Annotated in this window: 12 protein-coding genes and 1 pseudogene; 6 read left to right on the top strand and 7 right to left on the bottom strand. The window is 36.2% G+C overall.

The window, feature by feature from the left end; genetic code table 11:
• Positions 1–177 precede the first annotated feature (177 nt).
• Positions 178–483 carry a CRISPR-associated protein Csx3 gene (locus H6G44_RS03895; protein ID WP_190385054.1) on the bottom strand — a complete coding sequence of 102 codons (306 nt, stop codon included), beginning with the start codon at positions 481–483 and terminating at the stop codon, positions 178–180.
• A gap of 334 nt (positions 484–817) precedes the next feature.
• Here H6G44_RS03895 and H6G44_RS03890 point away from each other — a divergent pair, with 334 nt between their 5' ends.
• The gene (locus H6G44_RS03890; protein WP_190385053.1) at positions 818–1,405 is read left to right on the top strand and encodes a hypothetical protein; all 588 of its coding nucleotides are present in this window, start codon (positions 818–820) and stop codon (positions 1,403–1,405) included.
• Between the two features lie 172 nt (positions 1,406–1,577).
• Here H6G44_RS03890 and H6G44_RS03885 read toward each other — a convergent pair whose 3' ends face one another.
• Both H6G44_RS03885 and H6G44_RS03880 read right to left on the bottom strand, forming a co-directional pair.
• A complete protein-coding gene (locus H6G44_RS03885; RefSeq protein WP_190385052.1) occupies positions 1,578–2,741 on the bottom strand; it encodes an esterase-like activity of phytase family protein in 1,164 nt (387 codons plus the stop codon).
• Between the two features lie 7 nt (positions 2,742–2,748).
• Complete coding sequence (locus tag H6G44_RS03880; protein ID WP_190385051.1) at positions 2,749–4,218, bottom strand: TM0106 family RecB-like putative nuclease; 1,470 nt, start codon at positions 4,216–4,218, stop codon at positions 2,749–2,751.
• A gap of 300 nt (positions 4,219–4,518) precedes the next feature.
• On the opposite strand from H6G44_RS03880, the gene acsF reads away from it, so the two are divergent.
• Positions 4,519–5,595, top strand: coding sequence for a magnesium-protoporphyrin IX monomethyl ester (oxidative) cyclase (gene acsF, locus H6G44_RS03875; protein ID WP_190385050.1), 1,077 nt, complete (start codon positions 4,519–4,521; stop codon positions 5,593–5,595).
• A gap of 144 nt (positions 5,596–5,739) precedes the next feature.
• Here the strand turns inward: acsF and H6G44_RS03870 are convergent, their stop codons facing one another.
• Both H6G44_RS03870 and H6G44_RS03865 read right to left on the bottom strand, forming a co-directional pair.
• Positions 5,740–6,318, bottom strand: coding sequence for a TIGR04376 family protein (locus tag H6G44_RS03870; RefSeq protein WP_190385049.1), 579 nt, complete (start codon positions 6,316–6,318; stop codon positions 5,740–5,742).
• 102 nt (positions 6,319–6,420) lie between these two features.
• Complete coding sequence (locus H6G44_RS03865) at positions 6,421–7,257, bottom strand: D-alanyl-D-alanine carboxypeptidase family protein (protein WP_190385048.1); 837 nt, start codon at positions 7,255–7,257, stop codon at positions 6,421–6,423.
• Between the two features lie 107 nt (positions 7,258–7,364).
• Here H6G44_RS03865 and H6G44_RS03860 point away from each other — a divergent pair, with 107 nt between their 5' ends.
• Together H6G44_RS03860 and H6G44_RS03855 are read left to right on the top strand one after the other, a co-directional pair.
• Positions 7,365–8,201 carry a carbohydrate ABC transporter permease gene (locus tag H6G44_RS03860; RefSeq protein ID WP_190385047.1) on the top strand — a complete coding sequence of 279 codons (837 nt, stop codon included), beginning with the start codon at positions 7,365–7,367 and terminating at the stop codon, positions 8,199–8,201.
• Positions 8,202–8,259: 58 nt separating this feature from the next.
• The gene (locus tag H6G44_RS03855) at positions 8,260–9,588 is read left to right on the top strand and encodes a lipid-A-disaccharide synthase-related protein (protein ID WP_190385046.1); all 1,329 of its coding nucleotides are present in this window, start codon (positions 8,260–8,262) and stop codon (positions 9,586–9,588) included.
• Here H6G44_RS03855 and H6G44_RS03850 read toward each other — a convergent pair.
• A complete protein-coding gene (locus H6G44_RS03850) occupies positions 9,577–10,299 on the bottom strand; it encodes a response regulator (RefSeq protein WP_190385045.1) in 723 nt (240 codons plus the stop codon). The two genes, H6G44_RS03855 and H6G44_RS03850, sit on opposite strands and share 12 nt — an antisense overlap.
• Positions 10,300–11,230: 931 nt before the next feature.
• On the opposite strand from H6G44_RS03850, the gene H6G44_RS03845 reads away from it, so the two are divergent.
• On the top strand, positions 11,231–12,499 hold the full coding sequence (locus H6G44_RS03845; protein WP_190385044.1) for an ATP-binding response regulator: 1,269 nt from the start codon (positions 11,231–11,233) through the stop codon (positions 12,497–12,499).
• Positions 12,500–12,517: 18 nt separating this feature from the next.
• Positions 12,518–13,635: pseudogene (locus H6G44_RS03840) on the top strand (hybrid sensor histidine kinase/response regulator).
• Positions 13,636–13,764: 129 nt separating this feature from the next.
• On the opposite strand, the gene H6G44_RS03835 reads toward H6G44_RS03840, so the two are convergent.
• A complete protein-coding gene (locus H6G44_RS03835; RefSeq protein ID WP_190385043.1) occupies positions 13,765–14,214 on the bottom strand; it encodes a response regulator transcription factor in 450 nt (149 codons plus the stop codon).
• Between the last annotated feature and the right edge of the window lie 112 nt (positions 14,215–14,326).

Here is a 14,326-nt window from a genome sequence, read left to right as displayed (position 1 = left end):
CCTTGCGTTTTTAGCCCCTTACCACATCCAAAGCATTACAGAAAATTTTATCACATACTGCCAGGGTATTGTCAAACACTATTAAAAATAGTACCGTCTAAACTAATATCGTAGTTACTCATTCTACAACTCTCTTACAAGATAATTAAGACACAATCACCGTAATTTCCTCAAACCTTAATCAATTAAATCCCCTAATCTATAGGCAGGATTATGTGTAATACAAATTACGTACTTACTTAGTTTTGGGTCAAAAAAACCAATTGCTCCGTAAATATGAGCTAATTTATGCGCCAATACAAAAGCCACAGGTATAGAAATTGGTCCATTGATTCTCAGTAATTGTCCCCCCGCTAATTCCCCCGATTGTATCATTTGCTCTAACTTTGCAGCAGCATCTTTAACAATCTGGTCATTTTGAGCAGGTTCACCAAAACTCACCCGCAAAATGTCGTTTTTTAACTCAATGTTGTAAGTAACCATTACCTGTTTTTATTCACTAACTATTACATTATATATTGTATTGGTGGCGGCCTATTCCAGATTAGTCTATATTGGAATGGTACTCAGTTCTAAGTCCGTGTCTGATCACAATTCACAGTAGCGATATGGTAATCATAACGTAATTCCGCGTTTACCAGCTTGGCAACTCAGGGTAGAAATTCTTTGTCCTGCCAAAATTGTCTCTAGATTCCTCTCTATGTTTATGTTTCAGACCACGGGATTTCTACATCTTTAATCCCCTTCAGGGGACTCAAACAAAGAAACAGAAATAATAATAATCAATAACACCTTACCCTACCCAGAAAATAAAACCATGAACAACAAAAACAAATTACTAAAAATTGCCACCATTACCCTAACAACTTATACCGTTACAATCGGTACAGTTATCGCACAAACAAAACTCACGAGTCAAGCAAAAGTAACTATCAATAGTATTGGACCAGTGAAAGTAGGTATGAATATACCTCAAGCCACCGCTGCTGCCAAGACTCGTTTATATGTTGAATATGCTGGTAACGACGAGGCTTGTTACTATATAATAGGAGAAGGGGATCTCAAAGGAGTCTCATTTATGGTAACAAAAGATGAAACTAAAAGTCGTGATAAATATGCTACCAGTGATGTTATTGCGAGAATAGATATAGACAACCCAAAAATTACTACAGTTTCCGGTGCAAAAGTTGGTGATACAGAAGCGCGTATCAAATCACTGTACCCTGGACAAATTAAAGTTACACCCCATACATATAATGGTCCACAAGGACACTATCTAACTTTTGTCCCCAAAAATAAAGCCGAACAAAACTATCGGGTCATTTTTGAAACAGATGGTCAGCGTGTCACTAGCTACAGAGTAGGTAAACTCCCAGAGGTAGAATATACAGAAGGATGCGTTTAAGTTTATTTGTATCCTTTCTCTCTTTAGTGAGATACAAAAATACTCCTCCACGGTCTTAACCGGACAAGAGAAACATAGGAGAAAGCGCGAGTTTATTTATTCTACACAACCCTCCCTTTAGTAAAAATACAGTGTGCTTAAGCATGGGTGATGTCTATTTCCTCCGCTTCTCCTAAAAATTAGGTCTTAAGTACCCTAAAAATTTAGTCAATTTAGCCAAAGGAGACTCAGTTTTCAGCTTAAAAGCCAGAATTTGGGTTTTTTGTAATCCATTAAAATTATTATCGCTGATTAAAATTAGTGATGATTGTCCGTCAGGTAGTTTTGCACCTAAGGTCATTCCCTCAATATTATCTAATAATACATCTAAAGTCCGTAAATCCAACAGGAGTTTTTTACCTAGTGGCTTGATTTTATCAGGTTGAACTTTAGCAATACTGTCTAAATTGCGAATATTCGTAGCTTTTTCTAAGGAAACCTCAAACAGAAAAATTGTAAATCCCAAACCCGTGAAACTTCTTTCTATACTGAGAAAATTTCCCTCATTATCCAATGCCAATAAATCTGGTAAGCCGCTGGTAAAATTGCCAGTAAAATTAAAAAAAGGTGTAACTGGTTGTGTCTGATAGAGAAACTCCCGTTCTGGCTGCTTAGTTAAGAGATTATACTCCAAAATCCGGGAAGAACTACCAACACCAGGTTTAGCGTCTTTACCATCTTGGATTATAGCATTTTCCGTAGCTGTAAATAAGAACTTTTGATTCGGTGTAATCGTCAGACTTTCAAAGGCCAAATTATTGCGGATACCTTTTTGTTTTTGGGAATCTGGTAAAAATTTATCCAGAACTGGTAAAGTAGTAATTGTTTGACCAGAAGCCAAAGCAAATTCTTTAATAAAGGGATTTACCAGTTTATCTACATCACCTTCAGAAGAAACAAATATAGTATCCTTATCCGTGAGAGCAATTCCTTCTGTATCAGTAGTATCAACAGCAAATGGTCGATTATTGGTGTCTAATAAATTAGTTACACTGACAGGAATAACATCATTATCCGTTAATTTACCCTTGCTCAGGTCAATGGTTAAAGTATAAAAACGCGGCGGGGCTTTTTGTCCTCGATCATCGGAAATTGCGTAGTATAGATTGCTTTTGGCATCATAAGTAATTCCCGATAAACCGCCAACTTCCGTTTTTTGAAATATTAAACCTGTGGGTAAAGTAGCCTCTCCAATAAACTCTATCCCATTGATCATTAAAGAAGCAGAGGCGAAATTAGTAAACAGAAAACTAATAATAATTAGTGGTATTATGAAAACGAGAGGACGACGAAGCATAAAATAGTCAACTTTGTGATAAATTAATATTATTCGACTGATCCTTAAAAAAGCTAACTAGCCAATCCTTGACCGTGCGGGTAGCGCGACAGTCATCCTCATTGTAATCTTGAATAATTGTTAATAAACTGCGATCGCCTGTTTCTAACCATTTATCATACCAATAAATACATTTAGCCCCATTAGCCTCCTGTTCACGCCATGTAAACCCTAACCAACGAGCAATAGCCTTTAACGCATAACTATCTATTGGTAAGGCCACACTTTGAATTAACTGCTCATAGATATCAATAAACCGACTCAGTATAGGACGGATTTGCGAATGTGGTGTACGATAGAGTTTACCAAGGTTCTTCACTGTATCTACCTCATAAGCACAAAAATGATAAATTGGTGCTTGGGGGTATTGATTCACTAAATTCAGAAATTGTTGCCAAATTAGCTGTTCTTGCTCCGGTGTTTCCGCTAAAAAAGAATAAAACTGTTCATTTTGAGCCACCCTATCCACCACCAAAACACCCAAAAGATAATTTAAGTTTAAATCGGGTTGGGCTTCAATGTCAAAATAAAGTTCAATAGGGGCTGTAAAGGTGAGATATTCTTGAGAAAAGGAATTTGCTAGAATTAAGGGCTGTTTTGTGAACACAGACTGAGCTTGAATAACCAATTTAGCCGCCACACCCCGATCAAATCCTGCCAGGTTTTCCAAAGTGCTAGGATGGGTATGAGCCAGGGATTCTAAACTAGTAATAGCGAGATTTTGTAATTGAGTATAGCGAATTGGTGTAACACCGGGCAATAGAGAAAGGTGTTCTTGGGCTTGAGCAATACTATGGCAATAATTATACCAAGGACAAAGACTGCATTTTTGCCGAGAAATAAAAATTTCTGGTGGATCTACTGACTCAATAACTTGAGTATATTCATCTAAAATATCTAACATTTGTGGTGTCCATTTATCCAAATCTACCACATAAGTTTGATCTTTATCCCGCAATATCAGTCCGGCCTTACTCAGAGTCACGTCCTGAACCGTAGCCAAAACTTCAGCGTGAAAAGCCACAAGCACCTGATATTCTTGTTTAGGACGTTTACCCAATTCAATATCAACTGGGACATAGTTCCAAGCGCCAAAACGGGATTCCCCCGGCTGTTTCACAAGCAAATCCGGGCGACTGAGCAAAGTATATTTTTCTCGATATGTCGTTAATAAGACACCGCGACGAATATAACTCACTCCCTGCTGCATCAGGCTGATAGTTGCTGCTGCGCCCGCTGTCCAATCTTTTGGCGGATAATCAGGTTCATAATAACATAACTTTTTGACTATTCGCTGATGATGCAGCATTTTATCCTGTTGTATTTTCAGCGCTAACTCATTGGGAACTTCTCGCTGTTGGTAATCACCATAAATGTCTAAAAAAGGCCGGCGCTGACAGCGTTGAAATTGCAGTAAAAGTTGAGCATTAATTAACATCCTTTTAAGCTAACAATAATTCAGGGAATCTGAAATTAGGGTATATTGTTCAAGCCTACATGATTTTCTCAGGTTTTGGCTAATTTCACCTGCACCTTTTCCCAGCCTCTATTAACCATGAAAATCCTTGTTTGTTGATTTTTGCAACTCTTAATCAATTATCTGCTCATTTTTGGGCTAGATATTGCTACACTGAATTTCATACAAAATCATAATTGTTGTAGTTTGCACCTTATGAGAGCATAAAGATCAGCTTTCTGGTGTAATCAAGAAAAGAAAGATAAAAGAGCAAATCAAAACATGGTAGACTCCCTCAAAAAACCAGGCTTTGACGAAATCCGTTCTGGAATTAAGTCCCCCGCCAAAGAAACCCTTTTAACACCAAGGTTTTATACAACCGATTTCGACGAAATGGCGCGAATGGATATTTCCGTCAATGAAGACGAATTACAAGCGATTTTGGCAGAATTTCGCATTGATTATAACCGCCATCATTTTGTTCGGGATGCTCAATTTGAACAATCCTGGGATCATATTGACGGGGAAACTCGCAAATTGTTCGTGGAATTTTTGGAACGTTCTTGTACAGCGGAGTTTTCTGGCTTCTTGCTATATAAAGAACTCGGTCGTCGCTTAAAGGACAAAAGCCCTGTTTTGGCAGAGTGCTTTAACCTGATGTCACGGGATGAAGCCCGTCACGCTGGTTTCTTGAACAAAGCCATGTCAGACTTTAATCTTTCTTTAGATTTAGGGTTTTTGACCAAAAGCCGTAGTTATACCTTCTTTAAGCCCAAATTCATATTCTATGCGACCTATCTTTCTGAAAAGATTGGTTATTGGCGTTATATCACCATTTATCGTCATTTAGAATCCCATCCTGAAGATCGGATTTATCCAATTTTCCGTTTCTTTGAGAACTGGTGTCAAGATGAAAACCGTCATGGGGATTTCTTTGATGCGATTATGAGAGCACAACCGCAAATGTTGAATGACTGGAAAGCAAAACTTTGGAGTCGCTTCTTCCTGTTATCGGTATTTGCTACAATGTATCTCAATGATATTCAACGCAAAGATTTCTATGCTTCCTTGGGTTTAGATGCAAGGGAGTACGACATTCATGTAATTAAGAAGACCAATGAAACCGCCGGTAGAGTCTTCCCAGTCATGTTGGATGTGGAAAACCCAGTATTTTATGAACGTTTGGATGTTTGCGTCAAGAATAATGAAAAATTGGCAGCAATTTCTGAGTCTAATACGCCTAAATTCTTCCAATTCTTCCAAAAACTGCCAATTTATGGATCTCATGCTTGGCAGTTGTTACAATTATACTTGATGAAGCCTATTGATATGGTTTCTAGTCATGGTCAAGCTCGTTAGTTAGAGTTTGATTTTACTTAAATGTGGTTTTGTTAAACACAAGGCCACTTTTTTAATATTGCTGATTGCAGAGATAGGTTAGCCTCACGCTAAGGCACAAAGGTAAGAGTATAGTCTATAATTTTGTCAATTAATATTGACCAATTATTTTCCTATATTGCGTTTGAGTTTTTCTAATTCATCTTCGATTTCCCAACGCCGAAATTTATCTTCTAAATCGTCAAAATTACTGTTATAATTAGTAGCTGTATTCCAACCCTGAGTTTCAGTTTCTAACCGTTGCTGGGCTTGTGCTTTGGTTCTCGCTGTTTGTGCTGCCGCTGCTTTGGTTTGTACTTCTTGGCGACGCTGTTGGATTTTGCGAAGTAGTTCTTGAGATTGGGTAATGCGTTCCTTTAAACCTTGCATATGTCCCCACATTTGATTTCCTTCTCGCAATAGTGCAGCTTCTCTTTCTTGGGCTGGGTTAATGAGGTCTTGTCTACCTGCGGCTTGGGCTTTTTGAATACGGATATGCCATTTTTGAATCTCTTGGGCTGTGGCTAAAATTTCTTCTTGAGATTGCTTTTCTTGTAATTGTAACTCAGCAATTAACTTTAATGTATCCTCTTCTTGTTCTCGCAGTTGTTCTAAAAGTGCTTCTAACTCTAAATGAGGATTATTCCGCAAAAATTCTTCTAACCGACTTTCTAAAAACCGACTTAAATCATCAAATAAACTCACTGTTAACACTCCAAATATTAGATATATGTCTATTTTATAATAGCTAGTTGATAATTGGTAAATTTTCCCACCCCACTTTTATGCACCCTTTCTCCTGACAAGTTAAATTGGTGTTACCCAATATTTAATTCCCTGAACAATTTTTTGTTGTAATCCAAATTTCGGTAAATCATTCTCACTCCAACCTAAATAAGTCCAATGGGGAAGATCATTAACTACAGTTTGAAACCAGCCATTTTCATTTAAAGCCTGTCTTTGGGTTGGTGTTGATACTTGTAAATCAATTGCTAATCCCCAAAGATGTTGTGAGGTGCCTGGAGGTGCAACTAAACCAAGAATTTTTGTTTCTTTTCCAGCTTTTACTCGCGTCAATGTTTCACTATTTGCATATTTATTCCAAAATCTTAAATTAGTGATAAAATTGCGAAGACAATCCCCAGCATAACCTGATTTAAGATCAATTTTTGCTAAAAGTTTGGCTTTATTTAAAGCTGCTACCGCTGTTTTCTGTAAATAACATTCTTGAGTACCATCTACCAAAGATATACTGATTGTATCTTGAAAAGACTTTGTTTCTAATTCATTATCTAAAATAACTTTTTGTGGTAAGTTAATTCCTAATTCTTGATTAATAAATACTGTTCCATAGGAACGCAGTAAGGTATACTCAAAAGTATTAAATTCGGGAATTGTCGGCATTTTATTGGCAATTGTTGCTAAAAAACGTTGTTGATCATTTAGTTGTTGATTGGGAATAAATCTTGTATTTACAGATGTTTTTGAATAATCACAAGATTGCTGAGAGTTATTTAGGCATTCCTGGACAACTTCACGAGTTGGTAATGACTGACTCTGAGAAATTTTGTGAATAGAGACTAAGCTAACACTAACAAAAATAATTATCGTGATGAATGCTGCTATTTTCAGAATTAGTTTCATGAAAATATTACTTGTTTTGAAAATTTCGATTTCATCATATCGTCAAACCTAATCATTTTTTTGTATTATTAGGTTAATTACTTTCATCCTCAATCATTTTTATCAAGATGATAAATTTTAAAAAACCCCCCATCCAAACTTTAATCATTTATGCAATACTAGCAATCATCGCCATAATTATGCTGTTTCCATTGTTATGGCTAATCAGTACAGCATTAAAATCACCTACGGAAAATATCTGGCAGTCACCGCCACAATTATTACCCAGTCAACCCACATTAGAAAACTTCTCCAAGGTTTGGCAATCTCTACCTTTTGGAACTTATTTATACAATAGTATCCTAGTGTCAGTATTAACAGTTAGTTTAAATTTGTTGTTTTGTTCCTTAGCGGCCTATCCCTTGGCCCGACTGTCATTTGTGGGACAAAATGGAATTTTCATTGCCATTGTATCAACAATTATGATTCCCTTCCAAATTGTCATGATTCCTTTATATATTTTGACAGTACAACTAGGGTTAAGAAATAGTTACTTAGGAATAATTTTTCCCAGTTTAGCCTCTGCCTTTGGTATATTTTTACTCCGGCAAGCCTTCCTGGGTATACCAAAAGAAATTGAAGAGGCTGCCCGCTTAGATGGTAGTTCTGAGTTAGAATTATGGTGGCACATCATGTTACCTGCCATTCGTCCAGCATTAGTGACCTTGGCGATTTTTGTCTTTATTGGTGCTTGGAGTGATTTTTTATGGCCTTTAATTATCATTCAAGATGAAAGTCTATATACTTTACCCTTGGGAGTGGCTAAGTTAGCAGGGACATTTTCTTTAGATTGGCGGTTGGTGGCTGCTGGTTCAGTAATTTCTATCACTCCCGTGTTATTATTGTTTTTGCTACTACAAAAGTATATTGTCCCTACGGATACGGGTAGCGGAATCAAGGGATAAATTAAATTAAATATAATTTAATTCCTAATTAATTTTTGAGAGGATGTTTTAACAGTCAATGGCTAATTCTCATGTACAGTTATTAGTTTTAAGCAATGGTCACGGAGAAGATATGATTGCTGTGCGGATTATCCACGCTTTACAACAATTATCCTCCCCACCAGATATTTTTGCTTTACCAATAGTGGGTGAAGGACGTGCTTATAAAAAAATAGATATTCCCATAATTGGTAAAGTAAGAAATATGCCCTCTGGTGGCTTTATCTATATGGATAGCCGCGAATTGATGCGCGATGTAGGTGGTGGATTGGTGCAGTTGACGGTTAATCAAATTCAATCTATCCGCAGTTGGGTCAGTTCACAAACAAAGTTAGGTAATCCTAAAGCTATTTTGGCTGTGGGGGATATTGTGCCCTTGCTATTTGCAGCGGTCAGTGGCGCTAATTATGCCTTTGTGGGGACGGCCAAATCAGAATATTATGTACGCGATGAAGCGGGATTATTACCGAGAAAATCAAAGTCGACATGGTGGGAAAATTTCTCTGGTTCAATTTACCATCCTTGGGAAAGATGGTTAATGAGTCGTAGCCATTGTCAGGCTGTGTTTCCTAGAGATGCTCTGACTACGAAAATTCTCAAAAAATGGGCAATTCCCGCCGTAGATGTGGGAAATCCCATGATGGATGGTTTACAGACGACTTTTACCGCACAGCAGTTTTATCGTCCCCATGCTGAACTTGAAGAAGTGATTAGGCCTTTGATTGTGACTCTGTTACCCGGTTCTCGCGCCCCGGAAGCTTACAATAATTGGGAAATTATGATGATTGCGGTATCTGCGTTGATGGCTAATTTACGACAACCAGATTCCGTATTTCGAGCAGCGGGAACGATGATTTTTTTAGGGGCGATCGCTCCGGGTTTAGATTGTAGTATTTTATCCCAAACTTTACATATTCAAGGTTGGCGACCATCGACGGAATCTCCAATACCTATTTCTGACCCCGATAGCTTGATTTTTAAACAGAAAAATGCCTATTTTATCTTAACCCAACAGGCCTATAATGACTGCTTACAATGGGGGGATCTGGCCATTGCTATGGCCGGAACTGCGACAGAACAATTCATCGGTCTGGGAAAACCAGCGATCGCTATTCCTGGTAATGGTCCTCAATATAATGCCGGTTTTGCAGAAGCTCAAAGTCGGCTTTTAGGACCATCTCTTACCCTTGTCAAGCAGCCATCACAAGTTCTCCCAGCGATCCAGTCCCTACTCAAAAATCCCGACCTTTTACATGAGATTGCCAAAAATGGCACTCAGCGCATGGGATCTGCGGGTGCTGCACGACGGATTGCAGAATGTTTACAGGAAAGATTGTTAAACTACTAACCCAGAGCGTAAAGCCCGAACCGCTGCTTGTGTCCGATCATCAGCACAGAGTTTATTGAGAATATTGCGAACATGAGTTTTTACTGTGCCTACGGTAATATATAATTTCTCCGCGATTTGACCATTGCTACAACCACCCACAATCAATTCTAAAATTTCCAGTTCCCGTTGAGTGAGGGGGTAAGTTTCTAAAACCTGTTCGTATTCTACTTCCAGGGCTTCGATTTTGACTGTTTTTGGTTTCTCCAATGATTGATGATCACTGGGGACGGTTTGACGCATTTTTCGTAATACTATATTAGCGATCGCTGGATCAATCCAAGAGTTACCATTGAAAGTTGCTTGTACAGCTTCAATAAATTTATTAACACTTGTATCCTTCATATAATAAGAATCTGCACCCGCAGCAAAGGCCGCCAGAACTATATTTTCGGCATTATTCATGGTCAAAATCAAGATTCTTGTCTGAGATTGTCCTGTTTCCGTTTGATAACGTCTAAATTTGCGCGTCAGTTCAATCCCGTCCATGTCAGGTAAGCCAATATCTATTACAGCTACATCTGGTTTGATGGTTTCTAGAAGTTTTAGTCCTTGGGTCGCATTGGCCGCCTCACCAACTACTTTAAACCCACCGTGTAACTGCAATTCGGTTTTGAGTCCCATCCGGGTTAAATCATGATCTTCAATCAATACAATACTAATTTCACTCATTATTACACCTTATTATACCCAAGATCATCAAATTACTTATGTAGTTGTAGCCATAGATAAAAGAAAAAAAGCTTGTTACTTGTTGTATAGTAACGAATTTATCAAATCCTTAGTATATATGATCTATAGGTTTATAAGCATCTACCTAAAGTAATAATAAATAACTGATTTTTGAATTTAAATAGATGTAAAAATCTAGCTAAAGGTGTATGGATATTTCTTCCAAAATAGCTGAAATTGTGTAAACAAATCAGGAAAATTACAGTTGTAAAATGATCACCAAATTGACAAGACATTAAACCTCTGAGTTACCTAATTACATAATATGGATATTAAAAGTCAAAAAGCTGATATGGTAGGTTGTTGTAATAATATATCCCCGACAATTCTGGGAAGTATTGTAAAATATGACTTATACTGAACCATCTGATCAAGATAGAAAACCTTTTCAGGCCGATAGCTGTACTAAGAACGTATTTATACTTACAAACTAGGTGATTCTTATTCAAGAAAAATGACCATTATTTAAGTAAAGATACTCATGAACATAGTACATAATGTTTCCATGCAACTCTCACTAATGGGTGAGGACAGTTAATGAATTACTAATTTACAATGTCTTTAATTAGATAAAGTATTTTATTTTACTTGGGGGAGTAAACAAAAATGATGTTTATTATTTGTATAATCTAGAAAGCATCAAAATAAAAGGCTCTTGAGTACATGATCAGCAAAATCTGAAAAAATCTCTTAAAGATAGCTGTGTATAATAAATGAGCGAGTATTATAGCAAAATATTCTCTCTTTCTTCTGTTTGCTGTTGCTGATTGGTAATTTGAAATAACAATTACCGAAGAGCCAAATAAAAATGCTGAAATGCTGAATATGAAGGTGAATATAAATTTGTATTGAATAGTCAAAAGAAAAACCGATGGAAGAGAATTTAAAAATTTTAGTTGTTGAAAATAATCAGGTAGACGGATTAATAGTTAGTCTAGCTCAGACTAGAACAAATATTAACATAGAAATTGATGAAATTAAAGATGTAAATAATGCTTTCTTTGCCATCATCAATAATTACTATGATTGTGTATTTCTTGACTATCATTTACTAAATGAGGACGGCTTAACATTAATTGATAAAGTGCGAGCTTCAGGGATTAAAATTCCTTTAATCATTCTTATAGATTCAGAAAATGAAGAAATAGCTAGAGAATGGATAAAGTTAGGTGCTAGTGAGTATTTTATTAAGTCTATATTATCTCCAGAAACCATAGCTCAAATTTTACGCAGTACAATTCGTATATATAATATGGAAATGCAGCTAACTTTAGCAAATCAACAACTGAAAGAAAATTATGAACAGATAATATTGCGGGATAAAAAGATAATAGCACACCAGGAACAAATTAAACAACAAAACTTCAAACTTTTGGCAGCATCTAGTTTAAAATTACAATTTTTAGCCAGCATATCCCATGAACTAAGAACTCCGATGAATGCAATTATTGGATTTTCGCAAATTCTATTACGTCCTAACTTTGGTCAATTGACCAATAAACAACTGGAAATGGTAGAGAAAATTCTCAATAATGGTAAAAATTTACTAATCAAGATTAACGAAATTCTTGATTTTTCTCAATTAGAATCCGGGAAACTAGAACTAAAGCCAGAAATATTAGATCTATCAAAAGTCCTTAGTAATGCGGTGACAAAAATTTCCTCCTCAGCTAAAGCCAAAAATTTATCTTTACTGGTCAACATCCTCTTAGAGAATCCATTAGTATTTAATGATCCAGCCCGACTAGAACAAATTTTACTTAATTTACTTTCCAATGCTGTTAAGTTTACGGAATTTGGAACTATTTGCGTAGAAATCCGAGAAACATTTAAAAATCAAGTTATAATAACCGTGAAAGACACAGGAATAGGTATTGCTGCTCAAGATCTTCAAAAGATTTTTGTAGCATTTCATCAAAGTGATCAAGGAATCAGCCGCAAATATTCAGGTACGGGTTTGGGTTTAGCTATTATTGATTCACTAGTCTGGATGATGGGAGGAAAAATATATATTGAAAGTCAATTAGGGGTGGGTTCAATGTTTCAAATAGAATTACCGCGAAAAATCAATTTAGAAACAGATTTAGGGAATGTCGTTTTGAGTCCTTACCAGCATCATATTAACTATTTAAAGTCGTAAACTACTAACAATTTAATCATGTCTATTCTGAAAAAAAGCCGAATTTTGTCTGTTGATGATGTTGAAGATAATTTAACTTTAGTGAGAACACTTTTAGAAGATGAAGGATATTATGTTGATTCAGCTATAAGTGGTGAAGCAACTTTAAAAAAGTAGAAGAATTACCTCCAGATTTGATTATTTTAGATGTGATGATGCCCGGTATAGATGGTTATGAAGTTACCCAAAGGATTCGGAATAATCCCAAAATAAAGTATATTCCGATTTTACTATTAACCGCACATCCTGAATCTAGTGTTATTAAAGGTTTAGATGCTGGTGCTGATGATTTTATTTCCAAACCCTTTGAAATAGGAGAATTATTAGCGAGAGTGCGATCGCTTTTAAGATTGAAACATAGTATTGATGAACAAGAAAAAATGACCCTACAGCGAGAAGATTTTGTTTCTCGTCTTACCCATGATTTACGCACTCCCCTAATAGCTGCTGATCGAATGCTAAATCTATTTCTGCAAGAAGTTTTTGGTCCAGTTCCTTCAGCAATGAAACAACCAATTAATGTAATGATTCGCAGTAATCAAAATCTTCTGGAAATGGTTAATACATTACTAGAAGTTTACCGTTTTGAAGCTGGGAAAAAAAGCCTCAATTTTGAATTATGCAACTTAACAACAATTGTGGGTGAAGTAGTCAGTGAACTAACTCCCTTAGCATTTGAGAAAAACCTAATTTTAAAATTGGATACCCATGAATTAAATTCAACGGAAAATCATCAAGTAATAGTTAAAGGAGATGGGTTAGAACTAAGACGAGTATTCAGTAATTTAATTGGTAATGCTATCAAATTCACTGATACAGGGAGCATAAAAATTCGCATTTTTGAAGCCTTATCCCCAATTAATAATTTTAATCAAGTAATTATTCAAGTTCAAGATACAGGTTATGGGATTGCAGCGGAAGATCAAGGCACAATTTTTGAGCGATTTCGTCAAGGTAAGAATCAAACATCAGGTAGTGGTTTAGGACTACATCTTTCCTCCCGTATTGTTGAAGCACATGAAGGTAAAATAGAACTTTTATCGGAACTGGGAAAAGGTAGTACATTCACGGTTAAATTACCTAAAATCACTGGATAATTATCGCAAGATTTAGGAAAAAGAGTTCTATAAAAAGCACATTTTTTGAGAGGGTTTGTTACTTGAACCCCAGGAGAATAATACTTTCACCATTCTTTTCACTCTCTCAAGAGTTTTATATTAATGAATCTACTGCACTTCTAAAGCCGGACTTAGCTCAAATTTTCTACCTAGTAAGCGGTGAATAATTGCTGCTAATTCCTCAATCATATAAGGTTTAGTAATATAATCATCAAAACCAGCTTCGAGCATACATTTTTTGTCTTCATTTCCAGTTAAAACTGTCACAGCAACCACAGGAATACGACAAGTCAAGGATTCGTACTTGAGATATTGAATAACATCTAGTCCACTCATACCTGGTAAAAAAATATTCAATAAAATTAAATCAGGTTGGTATTTTTTAGCTATAAATACTGTTGTAGAACTTTCTTTTTGACAAATAGACTGACAGCCAAGTAACTCAAGAGCATAACTCATAAGCAGTGAACTATCATCATGATTTTCTACAACTAAAATTAAAGGTTGTTGATGTTTTTGCCCTTTTTTATCACTCATGAATGAACGTGCTAGATACATTTCCTCGACCGGGTATTTAATAGGGTAGTAATCCTTTTTTTCGGGATAAGACGAAATCGTGAGTCACCCTTATTGGTGATTTATACTAACCAATTTGAACAGGAAATAACCA

It is taken from the genome of Aphanizomenon flos-aquae FACHB-1287, assembly GCF_014698755.1.
Lineage (GTDB): Bacteria > Cyanobacteriota > Cyanobacteriia > Cyanobacteriales > Nostocaceae > Dolichospermum > Dolichospermum flosaquae.
Note: the sequence above shows the minus strand (reverse complement) of the source record. Positions and strands in the feature narration are given on the sequence as shown.